This is a genomic window from Pseudomonas triticicola (genome assembly GCF_019145375.1).
Classification (GTDB): domain Bacteria; phylum Pseudomonadota; class Gammaproteobacteria; order Pseudomonadales; family Pseudomonadaceae; genus Aquipseudomonas; species Aquipseudomonas triticicola.
Window position 1 is genome coordinate 1655217 of record NZ_JAHSTX010000001.1, and the last position, 23023, is coordinate 1678239.

The following is a 23023-nucleotide window of genomic DNA, read 5'->3' on the forward strand; positions in this document are numbered from 1 at the left end:
GGCTCATTCGAATCAAGAAGAACACACCGTGAAAACAACCGACCCGATTAGCGAATTGACGCGTTTCGCCCGTGAGCATTCGCCCTACTACAAGAACAGCCTCGCCGATATTCCCGAGGCAATAAGCTCGCTGCGCGAACTGCCACTACTTGATCCGGCAGATTTCTGGAAAGACAGCGCGGATCTGGCGCAATGGCCGGTCCTGACGGCCCCGCTGGGCCACGCCCTGGTCTTCAAGACCGGTGGCTCAACCGGCGGCGGCAGGCTCTCCGTATACGCCCGCACGGAATGGCAACGCACAGTGCAAGCTTTCGGCCGCAGTCTGAGCGAGCAATTCAGCTCCGGCGACCGTGTCGCCAACCTGTTCTTCGCTGGCGACCTCTATGCCAGTTTTCTGTTTATCCACGATTCACTGGCCCATGTGGAAACGCCTGTCACCGAGTTTCCGTTTACCGGCGAAGTCGACCCGCCAATGCTGGCCGATGCCATCGTGCAACACCGGATCAACGTGTTGGCTGGCGTGCCTGCGCAACTTTTGACCTTCGCCAGTTGGCTCCAACACCGCGGCCTTGCGCTGCCCTTGGTTGATACCGTGCTTTATGGCGGGGAGAGCCTGTTTGCCTCGCAACGCCAGCTCCTTGAGCAAGTGCTGCCAAACGCGCGCATTGCCTCGATCGGCTACGCCAGCGTCGACGGTGGATTTATCGGTGCCAGTCATCGTGACTGCATCGAAGGAGAACATCGCACACCCGACGGTCACGTGCTGTTGGAGATTGTCGATCAGCACAGCGGCGCAACGATCGAGGCCTGCGATCAAACCGGACTGCTCGTACTGACCAACCTGAACCGGCGCTTGATGCCGCTGATCCGCTATCCCGTCGGTGACCTGGCATGCTGGCGCGAACCGCCGGGCACTGCGCGACGCAAATTCGCCCTGAGGGGACGCAGCGGCAATAGCCAGCGTGTGCGGGTCGGCATTCTGTCGCTGATGACCGACGAAATCAGCGAAAGCGTGCGGAGCATCACTGGCAGCAACGATTGGCAGTTATTGATCGAGCACGACGACGGCAGGGATCTATTGACGGTGAAATACGTAGTCAACGAAGGATCGACCCGCATCGAGGACAGACTCGAGGCCCGCTTGATCGAACTGTATCCGCAGATACCGCAACTGCGTGGCTCGGGGTTATTGCAGCTGCGCATCCAGAGTTGCCGGTTCGAGGACCTTGCGCGCCACCCTCGCGCAGGGAAAAGCCTGCGGATCGTCGATTTACGCTGCTACGACCGACATGACAGGGAGGTGCGTGATGGAAGCGTTGATCCTGCGCAATTACCGTGACACCGACGCTACAGCCGTCAGCCAATTGTTTCGCGAGGTCTATGGCGATCATTACGTGCAAACCGACGTTTACATGCCCTGCCTGATCAACCAGAACCACGCCGACAAACGCTGGCACTCACTGGTTGCAGTGGAGGGAGAGCGGATTCTTGGTCATGCCACTTTGTATCGGCAAAGCGAAAACTCGCACGATGCCGAACTGGCCTTGAGCGCCGTGCATCCCGATACTCGCGGAAAAAACATTGCCACGCGGCTGGGCGGGCAACTGTTGACTCATGCACAGGCGCTGGGTTGTCGCAGCGTGTCGATCAAACAGGTCACCCATCACCCTTACACTCAACGCATGGCGATCAGTCTCGGTTTTCACAACACTGGATTGCTGCCGGACTTTGTCCGTTCGCCCTTTGGCTGCAAAAAACCGGAGTCGATCGTATTGGGTGTGCACGCTATCGATGGTTATCAACGGCCATTGCCAGAACAGGCATGGCCAACCAGTTGCCGCCCCTTGATGGAGCGTCTGAGCGCTGTGTTTGGCGTCGGGGCTGGTGCAGGACGCTGGCGCGGAGCTTCGGTTCAGGTCCAGCAGCACGGCAATCGCCATGAAATGTGGCTGGAAAAACTCAATCCGGAACTGCTCGACCAGTTGCGATCGCTGCCCGGGCATTGGCTGATTTCGATTCGGCTACAGCTGTCGCGACACTTTGCCGTGGACCTGCACAGCCTCAACGGCATCGGTTTCGTCTTCACCGGCCTGGCGCCTGCACAAGACAATCGAGGGGGATGGCTGGCACTGTTTCATCGTGGATACCGCACGCGCAGGCTGACATTGCACTGTCCGCACATGCAGCAGTTGCATGACCAGGCACAACGCCACATCACTCGGCTAGCCGTGCCGGCGACGTAAACAGCATGAGCCCGCACAAGGATGAGCGGGCATCATCAGCAGATCTTACGCCTTTGCCTTCAGGCCTTTGTCGGAAGGAACTGCCGCATTGCCTTCGCCATAGGTCTTGAGATTCTGCAGAACGTAAATGGCTTTCTTGAATTCGGGAATCAGGCTCTTGCCGTAGTAATTGCCATTGAGACTGTTGGTCTGGATGGCATCGAGCTGCGTGGCGAAATATTCCAGCGCGTTGAACTTCGCCTCCGGGTCTTTCTGCACGCCGAAGCGGTCGAATTTGTCGCCGGCATTGAGCAAGGTGATCGAGGTGATCTCGGAAATCAGGCCGCGCCCGCGCAGGAATTCGCTGAGGTTGCCCAACTGCTTGACGGAAACGTTGGCCGGGTCGAAGCCCTTGATCTGCTTGCGCAGCCCCTGCTTATCCATCTCAGCGACGTTCAACGCGTTCGGATCATTGCCGACCAGCGTCAGCATCTGCTGCACCTTGACGCTCTGCGAAACCTGTTTCTTCGCCCCGGTATCACGGACCATTACGCCCGCCTTGCTTTCCCAGGCGCCGGTATAGCCGATCGTCATGCGAGGATTCCTTGTGCAATGAGCATGAAATGTCCTTGTTCCAACAAACTGAATGGGCGCAAGTATCGGCCGCTTCGCCTGATCCAACCAACCCCTTTGTGCGCTATTTTACAAATCTCGTACATTCATGACACCGAGCTCAAGGCCCGCAAACATTGCTTCAGAGCCGTCATCATGATGTAACAACTGTGGCGATTGCTGCAGATGTACCAATCCCGATACCAACCGGTCATCGCCCAGGGTTCTTTCGGCACGCAAGTACCTAAAGCTTCCGCCCGTAACGACGATACGCTGTGATACCCGCCCTGTTTTATTCCTGCCCTCCAACAAAAAAGCCGCTCAAGGATCAGTTCCATGCCCGCACTGCGCACTATTCAGGCTCGCTACACGCTGTTTCTGATTCTGTTCATCCTGTTGTTGTCCGTGCTGACCGTGGTCGGCATCAGCCAACTGGTCGCACCAACCCTGCGCGATACCGAAGAGAAGGTCGTGCTCAACCGCATCGCCGAAGTCGCCGTGCAGATTCAGGGCGAACTGAACAAGGTGCAGGCGCAGCAACGCAGCATCACCCAGACCATCCCCCTGCTCGACAGCGCCGCCATCGACGTGGTGCTGCCAGGGCTGGTGGATCAGTACGGCGAACTGAAAGTCTTTGGCGGCGGTATCTGGCCATTGCCCGGCCAGCGCGAAGCCGGGCGCAACAAGTTCAGCACCTTCTGGCACCGGGATGCCTCGGGTCAGCTCAAGGTCAATACGTTCTGGAACAGCGACGCCGCACCGAACTACTACGACCAGAGCTGGCACAAGGGCGGCATGGCCACCCCGCGAGGTCAGTGCGCGTGGGCCGCTGCCTATAAGGACGACGCCAGTGCCGAGCCGCGCACCAACTGCGCCATGGCCATCTACAAGAACGGCAGTGCCTGGGGCGTTTCGACCATCGACGTGACCCTGGGCTTCTTCAACGACCTGGTGGCGCGCAAGGAAAAAGACCTCAACGCCGAAATGCTCATCGTTGAGGCTGACGGCAAGATCATCAGTAACAGCTCGCGCATCAGCGGTCCGATCGTGCTGAAGAACATCAGCGAACTGGCGGCCAGCTCGACCTTCATCAATCAGATCAAGACCGGCCTGCAGAACCGCGATAAAGCGCAACGCGTCGAGTTCGACAACAACGGTGAAGACGCTACATTCTTCATGCGGCCTATCGAGGGCACACCGTGGTTCCTCGCCACTGCCCTGCCGACCAAGATGCTCACCGCCCAGCGTGACGATGTGCTCCACAGCCTTAGCCTGATCCAGATTCCGCTGGTGATCCTGCTGGTGCTGTTGCAGGTTTACGCGATTCGCAAACTGGTACAGCGCATGAAGGCTCTGAAAGCCAACATTGATTCACTGTCCAGCGGTGACGCCGACCTGACCCGCCGCATCACCATTCGCGCTGAGGACGAACTGGGCGCCATCGGCCATTCGGTCAACACCTTCATCGTCTATTTGCAGAACATGATCGGCGAAGTCACCCAGGCCACCGGTGCCATGGCGTCCAGCCTCGATAATCTGCAACGCACTTCCGCGCACACCAGCCAGATTCTGCTGCGTCACGCCTCGGAAACCGACCAGACCGTCACCGCCATTACCGAAATGAGCTCCACCGCTGAAAGCGTGGCGCAGAATGCCGCTGAAACCGCTGCGTTCACCCAGCGCGCCAATGAAAACGCCGATCGCTCGCGCGTCGTGGTGGGTGAAGCGACCAACAGCGTGGTCGCGCTGATCGACGAAGTGGCCAGCGCTACACACAAAGTTGAAAACATGCAGCAGGACGCTCAGCGCATCACCGAGATCCTCGGCGTGATCGGGGCGATTGCCGGGCAGACCAACCTGCTCGCCCTCAACGCGGCGATTGAGGCGGCGCGTGCCGGTGAACAGGGTCGCGGCTTTGCGGTGGTGGCGGATGAAGTCCGCGCCCTCGCCGCCCGCACTCAGGCCAGCACTTCGGAAATCAACGAAATGTTGACCCGTCTGACCCAAGGCGTGAGCTCCTCGGTCAGTGCCATGGAAAACACCCAGGCCAGTTGCCAGTCCGCCGCTGACGCCACCGCCCGAGTCAACTCGGGGCTGGACGAAATGGCCGGTTCGGTCAGCCACATCAACAGCCTCAGCACGCAGATCGCCACCGCCGCCGAACAGCAAAGCGCAGTGACCGAAGAGATCAACCGCAGCATGGTGCAGATCCGCCACATGGTCGATGAACTGGTGCAGAGCGGCCAGGCCAGCGAGCTCAATACCCGCCAGTTGCTCGAAGCCAACAGCCGCGTGAGCGCGATCATGGGGCGGTTCAAGGTTGTTTGAGCCAACCGCGACCACGGGGATTTTGGCCTTTACACCAATCCCCTGTGGGAGCGAGCCTGCTCGCGTAAGCGATTTTTCAGTCACTGTGTCTGCGGCTGGTCAACCGCACTCGCGAGCAGACTCACTCCTACAATGGTTCGGGTATTTTGTAGCAACTGGAAACACTCAGTTGATGTAGGAGCGGGAAAACAGGTCAAAATGCGTTCTTGCTGACCTTCACCGAGTCGAGAGCCCATTCCCATGCGAAGCCAACTGCGTCTGCTCGCCCTGAGCGCCCTGTTCACCTCCTCCCTGGCGCAAGCCGCCGATTTGATCCCGATCGAAGTGCACCGCGATGCCAATTGCGGCTGCTGCAAGAAGTGGATCAGCCATCTCGAAGCCAATGGCTTCAAAGTCGAAGATCACGTCGAAAGCGACATGAGCAGCTTTAAACAGCAGCACGGCGTACCACCGCGTCTGGCGTCCTGCCACACGGCGATCATCAATGGCAAATTCGTTGAAGGTCACGTGCCGGCCGATCAGGTGCTCGCGTTGAGCAAGCGTGACGATCTGCTGGGTGTGGCTGCACCGGGCATGCCTATGGGCTCGCCGGGCATGGAAATGGACGGCATGAGCGATGCGTACCAAGTGATCGGCCTGAAGAAGGACGGCGCTGACGTGGTAGTGGCGGAATACCCGGCCCGTTGATGGGGGCAGCCTACTTCGGCCTGTTCTTTGCTGCGTTTGGTGCGGCAACTTTGTTGCCACTGCAATCCGAGGCGCTGCTGGTCGGCCTGATCGTCAGCGAGCGTTACTGGCTGTGGGGTTTGCTCGCGGTAGCGACGCTGGGCAACGTGCTCGGCTCGCTGGTCAACTGGTGGCTGGGCCGTGGCATCGAGCGGTTTCAGGATCGACGCTGGTTCCCGGTCAGCCCTGAGCACATGGCCAAGGCGCGCAAGCACTACGAGCGCTATGGGCATTGGTCGCTGCTGCTCAGTTGGCTGCCGGTGATTGGCGATCCGCTGACCTTGATTGCCGGCGTCATGCGCGAACCGCTCGGGCGCTTTCTGTTGATCGTGACGCTGGCCAAAGGCGCACGCTATGGCGTGCTGGCCTTGCTGACCCTCGGCTGGCTCGGTTGAACCAACCTTCGCTGCGATTGCCTTTGTTTAACGTCGGCGTAATCCCGACCTTCCAGAGTCGGCCAATTTTCAAGGAGTTAGTGCTTATGTCCGTCACGCTTTCCCGCTGGCTGCCCGGCCTCGTCCTCAGCGCTGCCCTGCCATTAATGGCGCAAGCGGCCACTGAAACCGCCCCCGCCGAAGGGCCTGCCTATGGCCCGGAGCTGCAAGGCTTCCAATATCCCTACACGCTTAAACACTTCGCCTTCGAATCCCAGGGTCAGAAGCTGCAAATGGGTTACATGGACGTCGCCGCCAATGGCAAGGCCAACGGCCGCACCGTGGTGCTGATGCACGGCAAGAATTTCTGCGCGGCGACCTGGGACAGTTCGATCAAGGCCTTGAGCGATGCCGGCTACCGCGTGATTGCGCCGGATCAGATCGGCTTCTGCACCTCCAGCAAACCTGCGCACTATCAATACAGCTTCCAGCAACTGGCGACCAACACCCAGCAATTGCTCAAGGCGTTGGGCATTCAGAAAGCCACTGTGCTCGGCCACTCCACCGGCGGCATGCTCGCCACCCGTTATGCGCTGCTGTTCCCGGAGCAGGTCGATCAATTGGCGATGGTCAACCCGATCGGTCTGGAAGACTGGAAAGCCCTCGGCGTTCCGTATCGCACCGTCGATCAGTGGTATCAGCGTGAGTTGAAGGTCACGGCCAAGGGCATTCGCGACTATGAGCGCACCACCTATTACGATGGCCGCTGGAAGCCCGAATTCGATCGCTGGGTCGACATGCTCGCCGGTCTGAGCAAAGGTCCGGGCAAGACCCAGGTCGCGTGGAACTCGGCGCTGATCTACGACATGATCTTCACCCAGCCGGTCTACTACGAGTTCAAGGATCTGAAAATGCCGACCCTGCTGCTGATCGGCACCTCCGACACCACTGCCATCGGCAAAGACCTCGCACCGCCGGAAGTGAAAGCGAAAATCGGCCACTACGAGGTGCTCGGCAAACAGGTCGCCAAGCTGATTCCGCAGTCGACGCTGATTGAATTCCCGGGCATGGGTCATGCGCCGCAAATGGAAGAACCGGCAAAATTCCATCAGGCGCTGCTCGGCTGGCTGGGCAAGACTCCTTCCGCTCCTTGATGAGGTAAGCCAATGACGGTGCAGATTGCAGTGATCGATGACTGGCAGGACGTGGCTCGCGACGTGGTCGACTGGTCCGTGCTGGAGAGCATCGGTGAAGTGACCTTCGTGCATGATTACCCGGCCGACAACGCGACACTGGCCGAGCGCCTCGGCCAGTACGAGGTGATCTGCGTCATGCGCGAACGCACGCGTTTCGACGCCGACTTGCTCGGACGCTTGCCCAATTTGAAGTTGCTGGTCACCGGCGGCATGCGCAATGCGGCGCTGGACATGCCGGCCGCTGCAGCGCTGGGCATCAAGGTCTGCGGCACCGACAGTTACAAACACGCCGCGCCGGAACTGACCTGGGCGCTGATCATGGCGGCCACCCGTGATCTGGTGAAGGAAGCCAATGCCCTGCGCGCCGGCCAGTGGCAACAGGGCCTCTGCGGCGACCTGCATGGCAAGACCCTGGGTATTCTCGGTTTGGGCAGCATCGGCCAGCGGGTCGCGCAGTTCGGCCAGGTGTTCGGCATGCGGGTAATCGCCTGGAGCGAAAACCTCACCGCCGAACGCGCGGAACAGGCCGGCGTGACGTATGTCAGCAAGCAGCAATTGTTCGAACAGGCCGACGTGCTGTCGGTGCATCTGGTGCTCAGCGAACGCAGTCGCGGTCTGGTCGATGCCCAGGCGCTGGAGTGGATGAAACCGAGCGCGCTGCTGGTCAACACTGCTCGCGGTCCGATCGTCGATGAAGCGGCGCTGATCAAGGCGCTACAGAAACGGCGCATTGCTGGGGCGGCGCTGGACGTGTTCGAGCAAGAGCCTTTGCCGGCCCTGCACCCGTTTCGCACGCTCGACAATGTCCTGGCTACCCCCCATGTGGGCTATGTCAGTCGGCAGAATTACGAACAGTTCTTCCGGCAGATGATCGAGGATATTCAGGGTTGGGCAGCTGGGGAGCCGGTGCGTCTGTTGAATTGATTCCATCACTTTAAAGTTGAGTTGCTGCAACCGCCCTCTTCGCGAGCAGGCTCGCTCCCACAGGTTGTACACGTTCCAATGTGGGAGCGAGCCTGCTCGCGAAGGGTCATTTCAGGTACCACGCTGAAATACCCTCGCACCACAACGGTGCAACCCGCCCATCCCCTAGCACAAAACCGTGACTACCCAGTCACCGTTTTAGCCCACTCCGACCGAAAAACATGCCCTTCGTCGGAGCGTTTCCCCTCCTGAACCCTCGCTAACATTCCGACACAACCGATTGTCGAACAATTTACCCATTTGCCCCGACCCGCTCTAGGATCTGGCCTAGACTCATTTTTCAGTGGCCAAACCACTCGGTCATACCGACGAAAAAAAGTCGAAACTTTTGCTTCACGCCACAGGTCATCAGAACAACTGGGCGAAAGCGACTGGTGTAATCCTTGCAACGGCCTCACCACCCATTCTGCTTGCGCGTGTTGGGTCAGCATTTGCTCACCGATGCGTGGCGCCTTTGCGCCCGGCCACAGGACTTGGCCACGAAACAGCTTGTTCGAGACAAGAATCAGATCACACACGGGAGATACATATGATCAGTGCGGCATTGGATATTCAGGGAGAGCGTGCTCACCAGTCGCTTGGAGAATCGAGCACCATCAGTGTTCCCGGCAGCCGACAGATCAACGTACCCGGCACCAAGACGCTTGCTCCGGTAGCAAGCCAGAATCCCAACAAGAAAAAAGTGTTGTTTGTGACTTCGGAAATCGCCGATCTGGTCAAGACCGGCGGCCTCGGTGACGTCTCCGCCGCCCTGCCCCGGGCCATGGCCCATCTGCATGATGTGCGGGTGCTGATCCCCGGTTATCCGCAAGTGGTGCACAGCGAAAACCCGATTCACATCATCGGCGAGCTGGGTGGCCACGCTGCGCTGCCACCTTGCAAGATCGGACGCATGGACATGCCCGATGGCCTGGTGATCTACGTGTTGATCTGCCCTGAACTCTACGAGCGTGAAGGTGGCCCTTACGGCGCCAACAACGGTCGCGATTGGCCGGACAACCATATCCGCTTCGCCCGTCTCGGCCTGGCCGCTGCCGACATCGCCGCCAACCTTGCGCAAATCCACTGGCGCCCGGATCTGGTGCACGCCCATGACTGGCCGGCTGGCCTCGCGCCCGCTTACATGCACTGGCGCGGGCAGCGCACGCCAACCCTGTTCACCATTCACAACCTTGCCTACCAGGGCGTGACCAGCCTCGGTTCCTGCCCGGAGCTGGGGATTCCCACCCATGCCCTGCAACAGGAAGGCATGGAGTTCTACGGCAAGATGTCGTTCCTCAAGGCCGGCATGGCCTATTCGAGCCACATCACCACGGTCAGCGCGACGTATGCGCAAGAAATCACCACCCCGGACTTCGGCTGTGGCCTCGACGGTTTCCTTGCCGCCAAGACCCAGCAAGGCCTGCTCAGCGGCATCCCGAACGGCATCGACGAAAGCTGGGATTCGGCGACCGACCCGCACCTGTTTGCCCCGTTCGCCATCGGCGACTGGGAAGGCAAAGCGGTCAACGCCGCCCACGTCCGTGAGCTGTTCGGCCTGAATGACTCTACCGGCCCACTGTTCGCCGTGGTTTCGCGCCTGGTCTATCAGAAAGGGCTCGACCTCACCGAAGCGGTGTCCGAGTTCATCGTGCAGAACGGTGGCCAGATCGCGATCATCGGTCGCGGCGAGCCGGAAGAAGAGCAAGCCATGCGTGAACTGGCCCTGCGCTTTCCTGGCCAGATCGGCGTGCGCATCGGCTTCAACGAAACCGATGCCCGACGCATGTTCGCCGGCAGCGATTTCCTCTTGATGCCTTCGCGTTACGAGCCTTGCGGCTTGAGCCAGATGTACGCCCAGCGTTTCGGCTCGCTGCCGGTCGCGCGCAACACCGGCGGTCTGGCCGACACCATCGAAAACGGCGTCACCGGTTTCCTCTTCGATGAGTCCACCGTTGATAGCTATAAAGAAGCCCTGAGCCGCGCGTTCAAAGTCTTCGCCTTCCCGGAATTGCTCAACGCCATGCGTTGCCGCGCCATGGCTGCACCGTTCAACTGGAGCAAAGCGGTTGAACCGTACGCCGAACTTTACGAACAACTGGTCGCCAAGGCGTTGGGTAAAGCCAGCCACAAATAACCAGGGAGTTGCAGAAAATGCCGTCAAGGACCCAAGAAACCTGGCCCCACGGCGCGATCATGCTGGATGCCGAGCACACGCAATTTGCGTTGTGGGCGCCTGACGCGTTCTACGTCAGTGTGGAACTGGAAGATGGAAAATCGTTGCCCATGCTGCCTCAGGGCGACGGTTGGTTTGTAATCAAGGCCAATTGCCCGGCGGGCAGTCGCTACCGTTACTGCATCGATGGCGAACTGGAGGTGCCGGACCCGGCCTCCAGAGCGCAGGATGGTGACCTCGACCGCCACAGTGTGGTGGTCGATCCCCATGCCTATCAATGGCGGCACACGACCTGGAATGGTCGGCCGTGGAGCGAAGCGGTAATTTACGAGCTGCACGTCGGTGCGCTCGGTGGTTTTGCCGAAGTCGAACAGCATCTGGCGCGGCTGGTGGCGCTGGGCATTACCGCTATCGAACTGATGCCGCTGGCGCAATTCCCCGGTGATCGCAACTGGGGCTACGACGGGGTGCTGCCCTATGCACCGCAAGCCTCCTACGGCACACCGGAACAACTCAAACACCTGATCGACACCGCCCACGGCCATGGCCTGGCGGTGATTCTCGACGTCGTCTACAACCACTTCGGTCCCGACGGCAACTATCTGCATCGTTACGCCAAGGGCTTTTTCCGCGAGGACAAGCACACGCCATGGGGCGCGGCGATCGACTTCCGTCGCCCGGAAGTGCGCGAGTTCTTCATTGAAAACGCACTGATGTGGCTGCTTGAATACCGTTTCGACGGCCTGCGTCTGGATGCGGTGCACGCGATTGAAGATCCCGACTTCCTCAGCGATCTGGCCCGACGCATTCGCCAGCAGATCGACCCGACCCGGCACGTCTGGCTGACCGTCGAGAACGAGCTGAACCAGTCGAGCCTGCTAGAAAACGATTACGACGCGCAATGGAACGATGACGGTCATAACGCCCTGCACGTGCTGCTGACCGGCGAAACCGACGCCTATTACGCTGACTATGCTGCGCAGCCCACCGAGCAACTGGTGCGCTGCCTGAGTCAGGGCTTCGTGTTTCAGGGCCACATCACTCGCCATGGCGAACCTCGCGGCGAGCCGAGCGAACATCTGCCCTCCACCGCTTTCGTGCTGTTCCTGCAGAACCATGACCAGATCGGCAACCGTGCCTTTGGCGAACGTCTGCATCAGCTTGCCGACCCGCGTGCGGTGCAGGCGGCGACGGTGTTGTTGCTGCTGTCGCCGATGATTCCGCTGATGTTCATGGGCGACGAGTTTGCCGCCGAGCAACCGTTCCTGTTTTTCACCAGTCACCACGGTGAACTGGCGGAACTGGTGCGTGAAGGTCGGCGCAACGAGTTCGCCGCATTCAGTGCCTTTACCGATCCGCACAAGCGCGAACAGATCCCCGATCCGAATGCCGAAAGCACCTTCCACGCTTCGCAGCCGCGATTGTCCGGCAGCGGCACGCCATTGCAACAGCAGACCCAAGAGCTGTATCGGCAACTGCTCAAGTTGCGGCACCAATACATCATTCCCAACCTCTCCGGGACCCAGGCTCTGGGCGCGCAGATGCTCGGCCATGGCGCGGTCAGCGCACGCTGGCGGCTGGGCAACGGCAGTGAGCTGCGAATTGACCTGAACCTCAGTGACACGCCAGTGGTCAACCCTGCACAGACCGATACCGAGTGGTTGTTTCAACAGCCAGCCGCGATCGAACTGTCGGACCCGAACCAACTGCCGGCGTACACCGCGCTCGTCAGCCTCACGGCCGCACCCGTTATGCACCCCCTGGATGGAGAGCGCCTATGAGCGATGCGCAACTGGAAATACTCGCCAGTCGAGCCGGCCTTGCCGTCGACTGGATCGACGCCAACGGGCGTCAGCAAAAAGTCGCTCCTGCTGTGTTGCGCAATGTCCTGATCGGACTCGGCCACCCCGCGAGCACCGCGCAAGAAATCGATGCCAGCCTGCTGGAATTGCAAGAAGTCCAGCAAGACCGCCATTTGCCACCCCTGCTGACCTGCGACGTGGGCGTCGCCCTCGACCTGAGTCGCTATTTCTCACCGGAAACCCCCTGCGAAATCCATCTTGAAGACGGCTCGGAGATGAACCTGAAGCTGGACAACGAAGCCATGTTGCCCGGCTTGATTCCGGTCGGTTACCAGCAAGTGCATATCGCCGATCAGTATTTCACGCTCGCCGTGGCGCCTGAACGCTGCTTCAGCGTCGCCGATGCGGTCGATAGCCCGATCCCGCGGGCCTGGGGCCTGAGCGCCCAGTTGTATTCGCTGCGCCGTCCGGGTGACGGTGGTTTTGGCGACACCCAGGCGCTGGAGGAACTGGTTCGTGTAGCGGGCGAACGTGGCGCCGATGCGCTGGCCATCAGTCCGATGCACGCGATGTTCAGCGCCGACAATGGCCGCTACAGCCCTTATTCGCCGTCCAGTCGTTTGTTTCTCAATTCACTGTACGCAGCACCGGGCGCGATTCTTGGCGAACGCGCGTTGCGTGATGCAATTGATGCCAGTGGCCTGGCCGCGCAGTTCGAGCAGCTGGAAAATCTCAAGCTGATCGACTGGCCGACTGCCGCCGAAGCCAAGCAGAAACTGTTGCAAGCTTTATATGACGGCTTCGTTGCTGGTGAGCATCCGCTGCACGCCGACTTCGCCAGTTTCCGCCATGCCGGTGGCGAAGCGCTGGAAAACCATTGCCGCTTCGAAGCGATTCAGGAAATGCGCGCCGCCCGTGGCGAAAGCCTCGACTGGCGCGAATGGCCAGAGCACTGGCACGACCCGCGCGGCGCGGCGCTCGGCGCGTTTGCCGAGGAATACGCCGAGCGCATCGGCTATTTCGCCTTCTGCCAATGGCTGATCCATCGCTGCCTCGAGCGCGCGCAAGCTGCCGCGCGCAGTGCCGGCATGGGCATCGGTCTGATCGCCGACCTCGCCGTCGGTGCTGACGGTGCCGGCAGTCAGGCCTGGAGTTTTCAGGATGAATTGCTCGCCTCGCTGACCGTCGGCGCGCCGCCGGACATCCTCAATCGCAGCGGCCAGGGCTGGGGAATTTCCGCGTTCTCGCCGGAAGGGCTGATCCGCAACGGTTTCCGCGCCTTCATCGACATGCTGCGCGCCAACTTCGCCCACGCCGGTGGCTTGCGTATCGACCATGTCATGGGCCTGCAACGCCTGTGGGTGATTCCCAACGGCGCCGCCCCGGCCGATGGCGCCTATCTGTATTACCCGTTCGACGACATGCTGCGCCTGCTGACCCTGGAATCCCATCGGCATCAGGCCATCGTGCTCGGCGAAGACCTCGGCACGGTACCGGAAGGCCTGCGGGAAAAACTCGCCGCGCGGTCAATCCTGGGCATGCGCGTGCTGTTGTTCGAACAGGACAACACTCGTTTCAAACCGATTCTCGACTGGCCGGATGATGCCCTGGCGACCACCAGCACCCATGACCTGCCGACACTCAATGGCTGGTGGCATGGTCGTGACATCGACTGGAATGCACGCCTCGGCCTGGTCGATGCCAACGGCGAAATCGACTGGCGTCGGCATCGTGAGCGTGAACGCGAAGGCCTGCGCGATGCGCTGCGCCAAGATCCGCAGAATTTCCGCGAAGAGTCCCACGAAGCCGATCAAGTGGTCGATGCCAGTGTGCGTTTCCTCGGCCACACCCGCGCGCCGCTGGTGCTGCTGCCGCTGGAAGATGCCTTGGGTATCGATGAACAGCCGAATCTGCCTGGCACCACCGATTCACATCCGAACTGGTCGCGACGTTTGCCCGGTCCCAGCGAAGCGTTGCTGGACGGCCCCGATGCCGCCCGCCGCCTGGAACTGCTGGCCTGCGCGCGCCTTCAAGCCTCTGAGCGTGACCAATGAATCAACAGCAAATCCAGCCACTGCGCGCCACCTTGCGCCTGCAATTTCATAAAGGTTTTACCCTCGAACAAGCGGTGCCACTGGTGCCGTACTTTGCCCGACTCGGCATCAGCCATATCTACGCCTCGCCATTGCTGGCGGCGCGCGCCGGTTCCATGCATGGCTACGACGTGGTCGACCCGACCCAGGTCAATCCGGAGCTGGGCGGCGAGCCGGCATTGCGCCAACTGGTCAGCACCCTGCGTGAACACAACATGGGGCTGATTCTCGACATCGTTTCCAACCACATGGCCGTGGGCGGCAATGACAACCCGTGGTGGCTCGACCTGCTGGAATGGGGACGCCTGAGTCCGTATGGCGAATTCTTCGACATTCAGTGGCACTCGCCGGACCCGTTGATGGAAGGCCAGTTGCTGCTGCCGTTCCTTGGCAGTGATTACGGCGTGGCGTTGCAGGAAGGCACGCTGAAGCTCAAATTCAACGCGCAGACCGGGACTTTTTACGTCGAGCATTACGACCACCACTTCCCGATCTGCCCGAACAACTATGGCGAGCTGCTCAAGTCCGACGACACGCTGAAGTCTCTGGCAGATCGCTTCAGCACACTCAGCTACCAGACCGACGCACATTCGCTGGCGATCCCGCTCAAGCAGGAGCTGCGCGAGCTGGCCAGCGATCCGCGTCTTGTGGCGACTATCGAAGGCAACCTCGCACAGTACGATTCCACCACCGAGGAAGGCTTTCACAAGCTCCACGAACTGCTGGAACGGCAAAGCTATCGCCTGGCCAGTTGGCGCACGGCGGCGGACGACATCAACTGGCGGCGCTTCTTCGACATCAACGAGCTTGGCGGCCTGCGCGTCGAGCGTCCGGCGGTGTTCGAAGCGACCCACGGCAAAATCTTCCAATTGGTCGAAGAAGGTCTGGTCGACGGCTTGCGCATCGACCACATCGACGGCCTCGCCGACCCGCGTGGCTACTGCCGCAAATTGCGCCGTCGCCTTGATCACTTGGCGCCGGGGCGTCTTCTGCCGATCTATGTCGAGAAGATCCTCGGCGAGGGCGAAACCCTGCGCCGCGACTGGAGCGTCGACGGCACCACCGGTTACGAGTTCATGAACCAGCTGTCGTTGCTGCAACACGACCCGGACGGCGAACATGTGCTCGGCGAACTCTGGCAGCGCCGCACCGAGCGCCCGGCTGCGTTCATGGAAGAAGCGCAACTGGCCCGCCAGCAGATCCTCAACGGCTCGCTGGCCAGCGACTTTGAAAGTGTCGCGCAGGCCCTGCATCAAGTCGCGCGGGATGACCTGATGACCCGCGACCTGACCTTGGGCGCCATTCGCCGCGTGCTCCACGCGTTGATCGTGCACTTCCCGGTTTATCGCACTTACATCAGCGCGATGGGCCGGTCCGAGCAGGACGAAGCGATTTTCCAGCACGCCATGGACGGTGCGCGGCAAACCCTCAGCGAAGCCGACTGGCCAGTGCTCGACTCGGTCGCCAGTTGGCTCGGCGGCACGCCTTGGCGCCGCAAGCCACGGGGGCGCTCGCGCAAGATCCTCAAGCATGCCTGCGTGCGTTTCCAGCAACTGACCTCGCCGGCAGCTGCTAAAGCCGTGGAAGACACCGCGCTGTATCGCTCGGCGGTGCTGCTGTCGCGCAATGATGTCGGTTACAACACCGAGCAATTCAGCGCGCCGGTCAGCGAGTTCCACGAAGTCAATCAACAGCGCATGGCCGAGTTTCCTGACAACCTGCTCGCGACTGCCACCCATGACCACAAGCGCGGCGAAGACACCCGCGCCCGGCTGGCCGTGCTGAGCGAACGCAGCCATTGGTACGCCGATCAGGTCGAACTGTGGCGCGCCCTCGCCCGCCCCGTGCGCATCGAAGATGACGCGCCTTCCGCTGGCGACGAACTGATCCTCTATCAGGCATTGCTTGGCAGTTGGCCGCTGGACCTGCAGGACGATGACCAGGCCGGTTTCGCCGAGTACGCCAAGCGCATCTGGCAATGGCAGCAGAAGGCCCTGCGCGAAGCCAAGCTGCAAAGCAGCTGGAGCGCGCCGAACGAAGCCTATGAAAACGCAGCACAGGCTTTCACCGAAAAGCTGCTGACCGGTGAAGAAGGCGAGTTGCTGCGTGCGGCGCTGAGCAAGACCGTCAACAGCATCGCCGCTGCCGGCGCGCTCAACGGGCTGGCGCAAACCTTGCTGCGCATGACTGTGCCGGGTGTGCCGGATCTTTACCAGGGCAACGAGTACTGGGACTTCAGTCTGGTCGACCCGGACAACCGCCGCCCGGTGGATTACGCCGCGCGCGAGCAAGCGTTGCAGGCGTCCGTGCCGGGTACCGAACTGCTCAAGGATTGGCGTGACGGGCGCATCAAACAGGCGCTGATCAGTGAGGTGTTGAACCTGCGCAAGGAACACAGCGAGCTGTTCCGTCGTGGCGATTACCAGCCATTGGAAGTGCTGGGCAGTCAGGCGCACAACGTCTTGGCATTCGCGCGTGAACACGAAGGCGTACGGGCGATTGTGGTGGTGCCGGTGCGTTGCGCGACGTTGCTGGAAAACAGTGCCATCCCGCAGGTCGATGCGCTGCGCTGGGGCGATACGCGGGTGGTTTTACCGTCTGCCGCTTCGGATGCAAACCTGAAGGGACTTTTTGCAAGCAGCGTAGTCACACAAAACAGGGAGCTGAATGTCAGCGAAGCGCTGGGGGATGTCCCGGTCAATCTCTTTATCCAACACTTAACACAAGCATGAGTTCAGTTCAGGAGCATTGCGATGAGCACCGACGATAAACGCATTCGCGAATTCGCCTATCAGATCTGGGAGTCGGAAGGGAAACCTGAAGGCCACGAAGAACGTCATTGGGAAATGGCGCGCAAGCTGGCCGAGGCCGAAGCGCTGGCACCCAAGAAGCCACCGAAAGCGGCGGGTAGCAAAGTGGCTGGCAAGACTACAGCCGCAGCAGCGAAAAGCACCGACGGCAAGACTCCGGCAACCGCCAAAGCCAAACCGGCAGCGAAAGCCAAGCCGGCGGCCACGCCCAAAGTAGTCCCGCCGGGCGAAAAGGCTACCGAGAAAAAGCCGCGAGCAGCGAAGAAGCCTCCGGCGAACTGACCCGATCCATTTTTGAACTGAATGACTGTGTGGCGAGCGTGCTCGCCACAAGGGGTTCTTGCGCCCCGAAGAAAGTCCCTTATTGGGAAAAACACACAACCCTGTGGGAGCGAGCCTGCTCGCGAAAGCGCCAGGTCAGCTGGTGAAAATGTCGAATGTACCGACGCTTTCGCGAGCAGGCTCGCTCCGACCAGGAAATCTCATTGCCTGAACTGTCCCGTTTTTTTGCAGGAGCAATCATGACCCGTCCAAAGAAAGCCGAACCCGCTGCGCACGCCGAGCCGTCGAGAATCCGTGAAGGCCTGCCCTTCCCGCTCGGTGCGACCTGGGATGGTCTGGGGGTGAACTTTGCTCTGTTTTCCGCCAATGCCACCAAGGTCGAGCTGTGCATTTTCGACGATGCCGGCGAGGTCGAGCTCGAACGCATCGAGCTGCCGGAATACACCGATGAGATCTACCACGGCTACCTGCCGGATGCGCATCCTGGCTTGATCTACGGCTACCGCGTTTATGGTCCTTATGACCCGGCCAATGGTCACCGCTTCAACCACAACAAACTGCTGATCGACCCGTACGCCAAGCAATTGGTCGGCGAGCTGAAATGGTCGGAGGCGCTGTTCGGCTACACCATCGGCCACCCTGACGCCGACCTCAGTTTCGACGAACGCGACAGCGCACCTTTCGTGCCCAAGTGCAAGGTCATCGACCCGGCCCACACCTGGGGCAACGACCATCGCGTCAGCGTGCCGTGGGACAAGACCATCATCTATGAAACCCACGTGCGCGGCATCAGCATGCGTCACCCGTCGGTGCCGGAAAACCTGCGTGGCACCTTCGGCGGTCTGATGGTCGACGACGTGCTCGAGCACATTCGCAAGCTCGGTGTTTCGTCTGTCGAATTGCTGCCGATCCATGCTTTCGTCAACGATCAGCATCTGCTGCAAAAGGGCATGACCAACTACTGGGGCTACAACAGCATCGCGTTCTTCGCCCCGGACCCGCGTTATCTGGCCAGTGGCAAGATTGCCGAATTCAAGGAAATGGTCGCGCACCTGCACGATGCCAACCTCGAAGTCATTCTCGACGTGGTCTACAACCACACCGCCGAGGGCAACGAGCAAGGCCCGACCCTGTCGATGCGCGGTATCGACAACGCCTCCTACTACCGCTTGATGCCCGACGACAAGCGCTACTACATCAACGATTCCGGCACCGGTAACACCCTGGACCTGAGCCACCCGTGCGTGCTGCAAATGGTCACTGACTCCCTGCGTTACTGGGCCAGTGAGATGCACGTCGATGGCTTCCGCTTCGACCTGGCAACCATTCTTGGCCGCTACCACGATGGTTTCGACGAGCGCCACAGCTTCCTCGTCGCCTGCCGTCAGGACCCGGTGCTGCGTCAGGTGAAAATGATCGCCGAACCTTGGGACTGCGGCCCCGGCGGCTATCAAGTCGGCAACTTTCCGCCGGGCTGGGTCGAATGGAACGACAAGTTCCGCGACACCGTGCGCGCGTTCTGGAAAGGCGACGACGCTCAGCTTGCCGATTTCGCCAGCCGCATGACTGCTTCCGGTGAGATGTTCAACCAGCGCGGGCGCCGGCCGTATTCGTCGGTGAACTTCATCACCGCCCACGATGGTTTCACTCTCAACGATCTGGTGTCGTACAACGACAAGCACAACGAAGCCAACGACGAGAACAATCAGGACGGCAGTAACAACAACCTGTCGTGGAATCACGGCGTCGAAGGTCCGACCGACGATCCGGAAATCAACGCTTTGCGCCATCGGCAGATGCGCAACTTCTTCGCCACCCTGCTGCTGGCCCAAGGCACACCGATGATCGTTGCCGGTGACGAATTCGCCCGCACCCAGGACGGCAACAACAACGCCTATTGTCAGGACAGCGAGATTGGTTGGGTCAACTGGGACCTGAGCGAGGACGGCAAGGCCCTGCTCAAGTTCGTCAAACGCCTGATCAAGCTGCGCCTGACTTATCCGATCCTGCGTCGCGGACGCTTCCTGGTCGGCGAATACAACGAAGACATCGGCGTCAAGGACGTGACCTGGCTGGCACCGGACGCTACCGAGATGACCACCGAGCACTGGCATGACGCGCACAACCGCTGCCTCGGCATGCTCCTCGATGGCCGCGCGCAGGAAACCGGCATCCGCCGCAAAGGTGCCGACGCGACCCTGCTGCTGGTGGTCAACGCCCATCACGACATCGTCAACTTCACCCTGCCGGAAGTGCCGGATGGCGGCTTCTGGACCTGCATGATCGACACCAATCAGCCGTCGATTCGCGGCCAGGAGCGCTTTGAATTCGGCCATGAATATTCGGTGACCGGGCGTTCGTTGCTGTTGTTCGAACTGCAACGTGACGAAGAAGATTGATATGGACTTTCAACATTATCTGGCCCGCCGTCCGCCAGATTACGCCGACACCAATGCCCTCGGCCGTTGCCTGCGGGCAATGGTCGAGGCCGGCCTCGACCGCTTGCCGTTGCCCGGCAGCGGTCACACGCTGGAGCGCTTTCAGCGTCTCTCGGAAGTCGGTGGACACGATTTAGGCCTGTGCAAACTCTATGAAGGCCACACGGATGCGCTGGCGATCATCGAGCAATTGGGCGGTACGCCAACCCCGGGCAGCACGTGGGGCATGTGGGCCGCCGAACCGCCGCAGGCACGGGTGAAAGTCACGCCGGCCGGGCATATGGTGTCGCTGAACGGGCGCAAGGCCTGGTGCTCTGGCGCTGCGGTGCTCAGCCACGCCTTGCTCACCGCATGGGACGCGGACGGTCAACAGCAACTGGTTGCAGTCGCGCTCGATCAACCTGGCGTGACCATCACCGATCAAGGCTGGCAAGCGGTGGGCATGGCGGCCACCGGCAGCGTTGAAGTGCTGTTCGACAACGCTGAAGCGCAGGCCATTGGCAACCCCGGTGATTACCTGCAACGACCGGGGTTCTGGCAGGGCGGGATCGGTATCGCCGCTTGCTGGTATGGCGCTTCACGGCGGATTGCCGAAGGGCTGCGTCAGCATTGCGCGCAACGCGATGAACCGCACGCCCTCGCCCATCTCGGTGCGACTGACACAGCACTGCAAGCGGCAGCCGATGTGTTGCGCTTCAGCGCGCTGCAAATCGATGCGCAGCCCGAGGCCGACGCTGAATTGCTCGCCCGCCGCGCCCGCGCCGTGGTTGAACAGTCTGCTGAACAGGTGATGCGTGAAGTCGGTCGTGCGTTGGGTGCCGGGCCGTTTTGTCAGGATCGGCATTTCGCCCGGTTGAGTGCCGACCTGCCGGTGTTTCTGCGCCAGAGTCACGCTGAACGCGACCTTGCTGCACTGGGCCAGCAGATTGCTGGTCAGTCCTGCGAGGTCTGGGCGTTATGAAGGACAACCCGATCGTTGGCCAGGGCACTTCATTGCAGCAATGGCAGGCTTCGCGGCGTCTGGCCGAGCTGCCGGCCATCGACATTCTTGACTTGGTACCGCTGGGTTCGCGAGCGGTGATCATCGCACCGCACCCGGACGACGAAGTGCTCGGTTGCGGCGGCATCATGCAGTTGCTGGCGGCAGCCGGACGGCCGTTGCAGTTGATCTCGGTTACCGATGGCAGCGCCAGTCACCCCGGCTCGCAGCGCTGGACAGTCGAGCGTTTGAGCGTGGTGCGCCCGCAGGAGTCTGCCGAAGCCTTGCGTCGTCTCGGTCTGCCGATGCATAGCCTGAAATGGCTGCGCGGAGGTTTTACCGATACGCAAGTGGCGGCGCAGGAAACCGAGTTGAGCGAATTCATCGCCGGTTATCTGCATGCCAGTGACGTGGTTTTCACTACCTGGCGCCAGGACGGTCACAGCGATCACGAGGCCGTCGGCCGCGCCAGTGTCGAGGCGGCGCGACGCGTTGGTGCGACCTGCCATGAACTTCCGGTCTGGACCTGGCACTGGGCAACCCCGGAAGACGCCACGGTGCCATGGGAGCGGGCGCGCAAGATCCTCCTTTCACCGACGCACATCGCACGAAAACGCCACGCAGCGCACGCGTTCGCCAGCCAGTTGGAAGGCGACCGCGACGTCGGCCTCGGGCCGGTGCTCGCGCCCTATGTGCTCGATCGTTTGCTGCAACCTTTTGAAGTGGTGTTCCTGTGAGCGTCGATGACCGCTATTTCGACGGCCTGTTCGCGGGCAATGACGACCCATGGGCGTTTCGCCAGCGCTGGTACGAACAGCGCAAGCGCGCGATCACCCTCGCCGCCCTGCCCCGTCCGCGCTACAGGTCGGTGTTCGAGCCGGGTTGCGCCAACGGCGAACTGAGTGCAGAACTGGCCCCGCGCTGCGACCGCCTGTTGTGTTGTGACACGGCGAGCGCGGCGGTGAAGCTGGCGCGCACTCGCTTAAGCCTTTTCGAGCATGCCGAAGTCCGTCAGGGCCGCCTTCCGGCCGACTGGCCGAAGGAAAAATTCGACCTGATTGTATTCAGCGAAATCGGCTACTACCTCGACGAAAAAGATCTGACAGAAATGATCCGCCGTATCAGTGAGTCACTGACCGCCGACGGACAATTGCTGGCCTGCCACTGGCGCCCGCCGATCGAGGGCTGCCCGCTGAATGCACGTCAGGTCCACGATCAGATCCACGATCAGTTGGCTTTGCCGCGTCTTGTGCTGCATCAGGAAGCGGATTTCATTCTCGAACTGTGGAGCCGCGAGCCACGCTCGGTGGCGGCCCTGGAGGGCTTGCGTTGATCGGTATTGTGATTCCGGCGCACAACGAAGAGGCGCTGCTTGATGAATGCCTGCGCGCAGCGTTGCGCGCCAGCCAGCATGCACAACTGGCCGGCGAGCCGGTGGAAACACTGGTGGTGCTAGACAGTTGCAGCGATGGCTCGGCGCAGATCGTCAGCGCTTATCCGGTGCTGAGCCTGCAGATCGACGCACGCAACGTCGGCGAAGCCCGAGCCGCCGGTGCGCGCCTGCTGCTCGAGCGCGGTGCCCGCTGGATCGCCTGCACCGACGCTGACAGCCGCGTCGCCGATGACTGGCTGGCGGCGCAACTGGGGCTGGAGGCTGACGCAGTGTGCGGCACGGTAACGGTCGAACACTGGCACGAATCGATCGATGAGGCGGCACAGATTCGCTATCACCGCCACTACCAGGCCCGTGATGGCCATCGACACATTCACGGCGCCAACCTCGGTGTCAGTGCCGAGGCTTATCGTCTGGCCGGCGGTTTCAAACCGCTGACCTGTGACGAGGATGTGCAACTGGTGCGTGCACTGGAGCGCAGCGGCGCCAATATCGCCTGGAGTCACCGTCCGCAAGTGCACACCAGCGCCCGTCTCGACAGTCGGGCCAAGGGCGGGTTCGGTGACTTTCTGCGCAATCTGGCACAGCTGGAATAAAAAATTACGGATCAGATTGATCTGTGACGCGAC

Annotated in this window: 18 protein-coding genes; 17 read left to right on the plus strand and 1 reads right to left on the minus strand. The window is 61.0% G+C overall.

Annotation, left to right across the window (positions count from 1 at the left end; translation table 11 throughout):
* The first annotated feature begins 28 nt into the window (after positions 1–28).
* On the plus strand, positions 29–1339 hold the full coding sequence (locus tag KVG85_RS07450) for a phenylacetate--CoA ligase family protein (protein WP_217863442.1): 1311 nt from the start codon (positions 29–31) through the stop codon (positions 1337–1339).
* A complete protein-coding gene (locus KVG85_RS07455) occupies positions 1308–2243 on the plus strand; it encodes a GNAT family N-acetyltransferase (RefSeq protein WP_217863443.1) in 936 nt (311 codons plus the stop codon). Before KVG85_RS07450 ends, KVG85_RS07455 begins: the two co-directional genes overlap by 32 nt.
* 45 nt (positions 2244–2288) lie before the next feature.
* On the opposite strand, the gene KVG85_RS07460 is transcribed toward KVG85_RS07455, so the two are convergent.
* Positions 2289–2816 (minus strand): hypothetical protein, encoded by a 528-nt coding sequence (locus KVG85_RS07460; RefSeq protein ID WP_024012886.1) that lies wholly within the window; start codon positions 2814–2816, stop codon positions 2289–2291.
* Positions 2817–3170: 354 nt separating this feature from the next.
* Here KVG85_RS07460 and KVG85_RS07465 point away from each other — a divergent pair, with 354 nt between their 5' ends.
* From KVG85_RS07465 to KVG85_RS07535, 15 genes are all read left to right on the plus strand, one after another.
* Complete coding sequence (locus KVG85_RS07465) at positions 3171–5162, plus strand: methyl-accepting chemotaxis protein (RefSeq protein WP_217863444.1); 1992 nt, start codon at positions 3171–3173, stop codon at positions 5160–5162.
* A 240-nt stretch (positions 5163–5402) separates the two neighbouring features.
* The gene (locus KVG85_RS07470; RefSeq protein ID WP_217863445.1) at positions 5403–5849 is read left to right on the plus strand and encodes a DUF411 domain-containing protein; all 447 of its coding nucleotides are present in this window, start codon (positions 5403–5405) and stop codon (positions 5847–5849) included.
* Positions 5849–6283, plus strand: a complete 435-nt coding sequence (locus KVG85_RS07475; protein ID WP_016774648.1) for a YqaA family protein — start codon at positions 5849–5851, stop codon at positions 6281–6283. Before KVG85_RS07470 ends, KVG85_RS07475 begins: the two co-directional genes overlap by 1 nt.
* A gap of 86 nt (positions 6284–6369) precedes the next feature.
* Positions 6370–7416, plus strand: a complete 1047-nt coding sequence (locus tag KVG85_RS07480; protein ID WP_217863446.1) for an alpha/beta fold hydrolase — start codon at positions 6370–6372, stop codon at positions 7414–7416.
* Positions 7417–7428: 12 nt separating this feature from the next.
* The gene (locus KVG85_RS07485) at positions 7429–8382 is read left to right on the plus strand and encodes a D-2-hydroxyacid dehydrogenase family protein (RefSeq protein ID WP_217863447.1); all 954 of its coding nucleotides are present in this window, start codon (positions 7429–7431) and stop codon (positions 8380–8382) included.
* A 589-nt stretch (positions 8383–8971) separates the two neighbouring features.
* Entirely contained in the window at positions 8972–10558 is a 1587-nt protein-coding gene (gene glgA / locus KVG85_RS07490; RefSeq protein WP_016774645.1) for a glycogen synthase GlgA, read from the plus strand.
* Positions 10559–10575: 17 nt separating this feature from the next.
* Positions 10576–12378, plus strand: coding sequence for a malto-oligosyltrehalose trehalohydrolase (gene treZ, locus KVG85_RS07495; protein ID WP_130929882.1), 1803 nt, complete (start codon positions 10576–10578; stop codon positions 12376–12378).
* Positions 12375–14453 (plus strand): 4-alpha-glucanotransferase, encoded by a 2079-nt coding sequence (gene malQ / locus KVG85_RS07500; RefSeq protein ID WP_217863448.1) that lies wholly within the window; start codon positions 12375–12377, stop codon positions 14451–14453. The genes treZ and malQ overlap by 4 nt, the downstream gene beginning before the upstream one ends.
* Positions 14450–17224, plus strand: a complete 2775-nt coding sequence (locus KVG85_RS07505) for a malto-oligosyltrehalose synthase (protein ID WP_217863449.1) — start codon at positions 14450–14452, stop codon at positions 17222–17224. Before malQ ends, KVG85_RS07505 begins: the two co-directional genes overlap by 4 nt.
* A gap of 21 nt (positions 17225–17245) precedes the next feature.
* Complete coding sequence (locus KVG85_RS07510; protein ID WP_123442544.1) at positions 17246–17584, plus strand: DUF2934 domain-containing protein; 339 nt, start codon at positions 17246–17248, stop codon at positions 17582–17584.
* Positions 17585–17823: 239 nt separating this feature from the next.
* Positions 17824–19983, plus strand: a complete 2160-nt coding sequence (glgX, locus tag KVG85_RS07515; RefSeq protein WP_041480983.1) for a glycogen debranching protein GlgX — start codon at positions 17824–17826, stop codon at positions 19981–19983.
* Position 19984: 1 nt separating this feature from the next.
* Positions 19985–20983, plus strand: a complete 999-nt coding sequence (locus KVG85_RS07520) for an acyl-CoA dehydrogenase family protein (protein WP_206420325.1) — start codon at positions 19985–19987, stop codon at positions 20981–20983.
* A complete protein-coding gene (locus KVG85_RS07525) occupies positions 20980–21738 on the plus strand; it encodes a PIG-L deacetylase family protein (protein ID WP_130929879.1) in 759 nt (252 codons plus the stop codon). Before KVG85_RS07520 ends, KVG85_RS07525 begins: the two co-directional genes overlap by 4 nt.
* On the plus strand, positions 21735–22334 hold the full coding sequence (locus tag KVG85_RS07530) for an SAM-dependent methyltransferase (RefSeq protein WP_217863450.1): 600 nt from the start codon (positions 21735–21737) through the stop codon (positions 22332–22334). Before KVG85_RS07525 ends, KVG85_RS07530 begins: the two co-directional genes overlap by 4 nt.
* The gene (locus KVG85_RS07535; protein ID WP_217863451.1) at positions 22331–22990 is read left to right on the plus strand and encodes a glycosyltransferase family 2 protein; all 660 of its coding nucleotides are present in this window, start codon (positions 22331–22333) and stop codon (positions 22988–22990) included. The genes KVG85_RS07530 and KVG85_RS07535 overlap by 4 nt, the downstream gene beginning before the upstream one ends.
* Positions 22991–23023 lie beyond the last annotated feature (33 nt).

Bases quoted from the DNA above. Each gene is read 5' to 3' on its own strand.
- KVG85_RS07485 (WP_217863447.1), top strand. From the start codon at position 7,429: ATGACGGTGCAGATTGCAGTGATCGATGACTGGCAGGACGTGGCTCGC.
- KVG85_RS07460 (WP_024012886.1), bottom strand. From the start codon at position 2,816: ATGACGATCGGCTATACCGGCGCCTGGGAAAGCAAGGCGGGCGTAATG.
- KVG85_RS07470 (WP_217863445.1), top strand. From the start codon at position 5,403: ATGCGAAGCCAACTGCGTCTGCTCGCCCTGAGCGCCCTGTTCACCTCC.
- KVG85_RS07475 (WP_016774648.1), top strand. From the start codon at position 5,849: ATGGGGGCAGCCTACTTCGGCCTGTTCTTTGCTGCGTTTGGTGCGGCA.
- KVG85_RS07480 (WP_217863446.1), top strand. From the start codon at position 6,370: ATGTCCGTCACGCTTTCCCGCTGGCTGCCCGGCCTCGTCCTCAGCGCT.
- treZ (WP_130929882.1), top strand. From the start codon at position 10,576: ATGCCGTCAAGGACCCAAGAAACCTGGCCCCACGGCGCGATCATGCTG.
- KVG85_RS07455 (WP_217863443.1), top strand. From the start codon at position 1,308: ATGGAAGCGTTGATCCTGCGCAATTACCGTGACACCGACGCTACAGCC.
- KVG85_RS07505 (WP_217863449.1), top strand. From the start codon at position 14,450: ATGAATCAACAGCAAATCCAGCCACTGCGCGCCACCTTGCGCCTGCAA.
- KVG85_RS07520 (WP_206420325.1), top strand. From the start codon at position 19,985: ATGGACTTTCAACATTATCTGGCCCGCCGTCCGCCAGATTACGCCGAC.
- glgA (WP_016774645.1), top strand. From the start codon at position 8,972: ATGATCAGTGCGGCATTGGATATTCAGGGAGAGCGTGCTCACCAGTCG.
- malQ (WP_217863448.1), top strand. From the start codon at position 12,375: ATGAGCGATGCGCAACTGGAAATACTCGCCAGTCGAGCCGGCCTTGCC.
- glgX (WP_041480983.1), top strand. From the start codon at position 17,824: ATGACCCGTCCAAAGAAAGCCGAACCCGCTGCGCACGCCGAGCCGTCG.
- KVG85_RS07465 (WP_217863444.1), top strand. From the start codon at position 3,171: ATGCCCGCACTGCGCACTATTCAGGCTCGCTACACGCTGTTTCTGATT.
- KVG85_RS07525 (WP_130929879.1), top strand. From the start codon at position 20,980: ATGAAGGACAACCCGATCGTTGGCCAGGGCACTTCATTGCAGCAATGG.
- KVG85_RS07510 (WP_123442544.1), top strand. From the start codon at position 17,246: ATGAGCACCGACGATAAACGCATTCGCGAATTCGCCTATCAGATCTGG.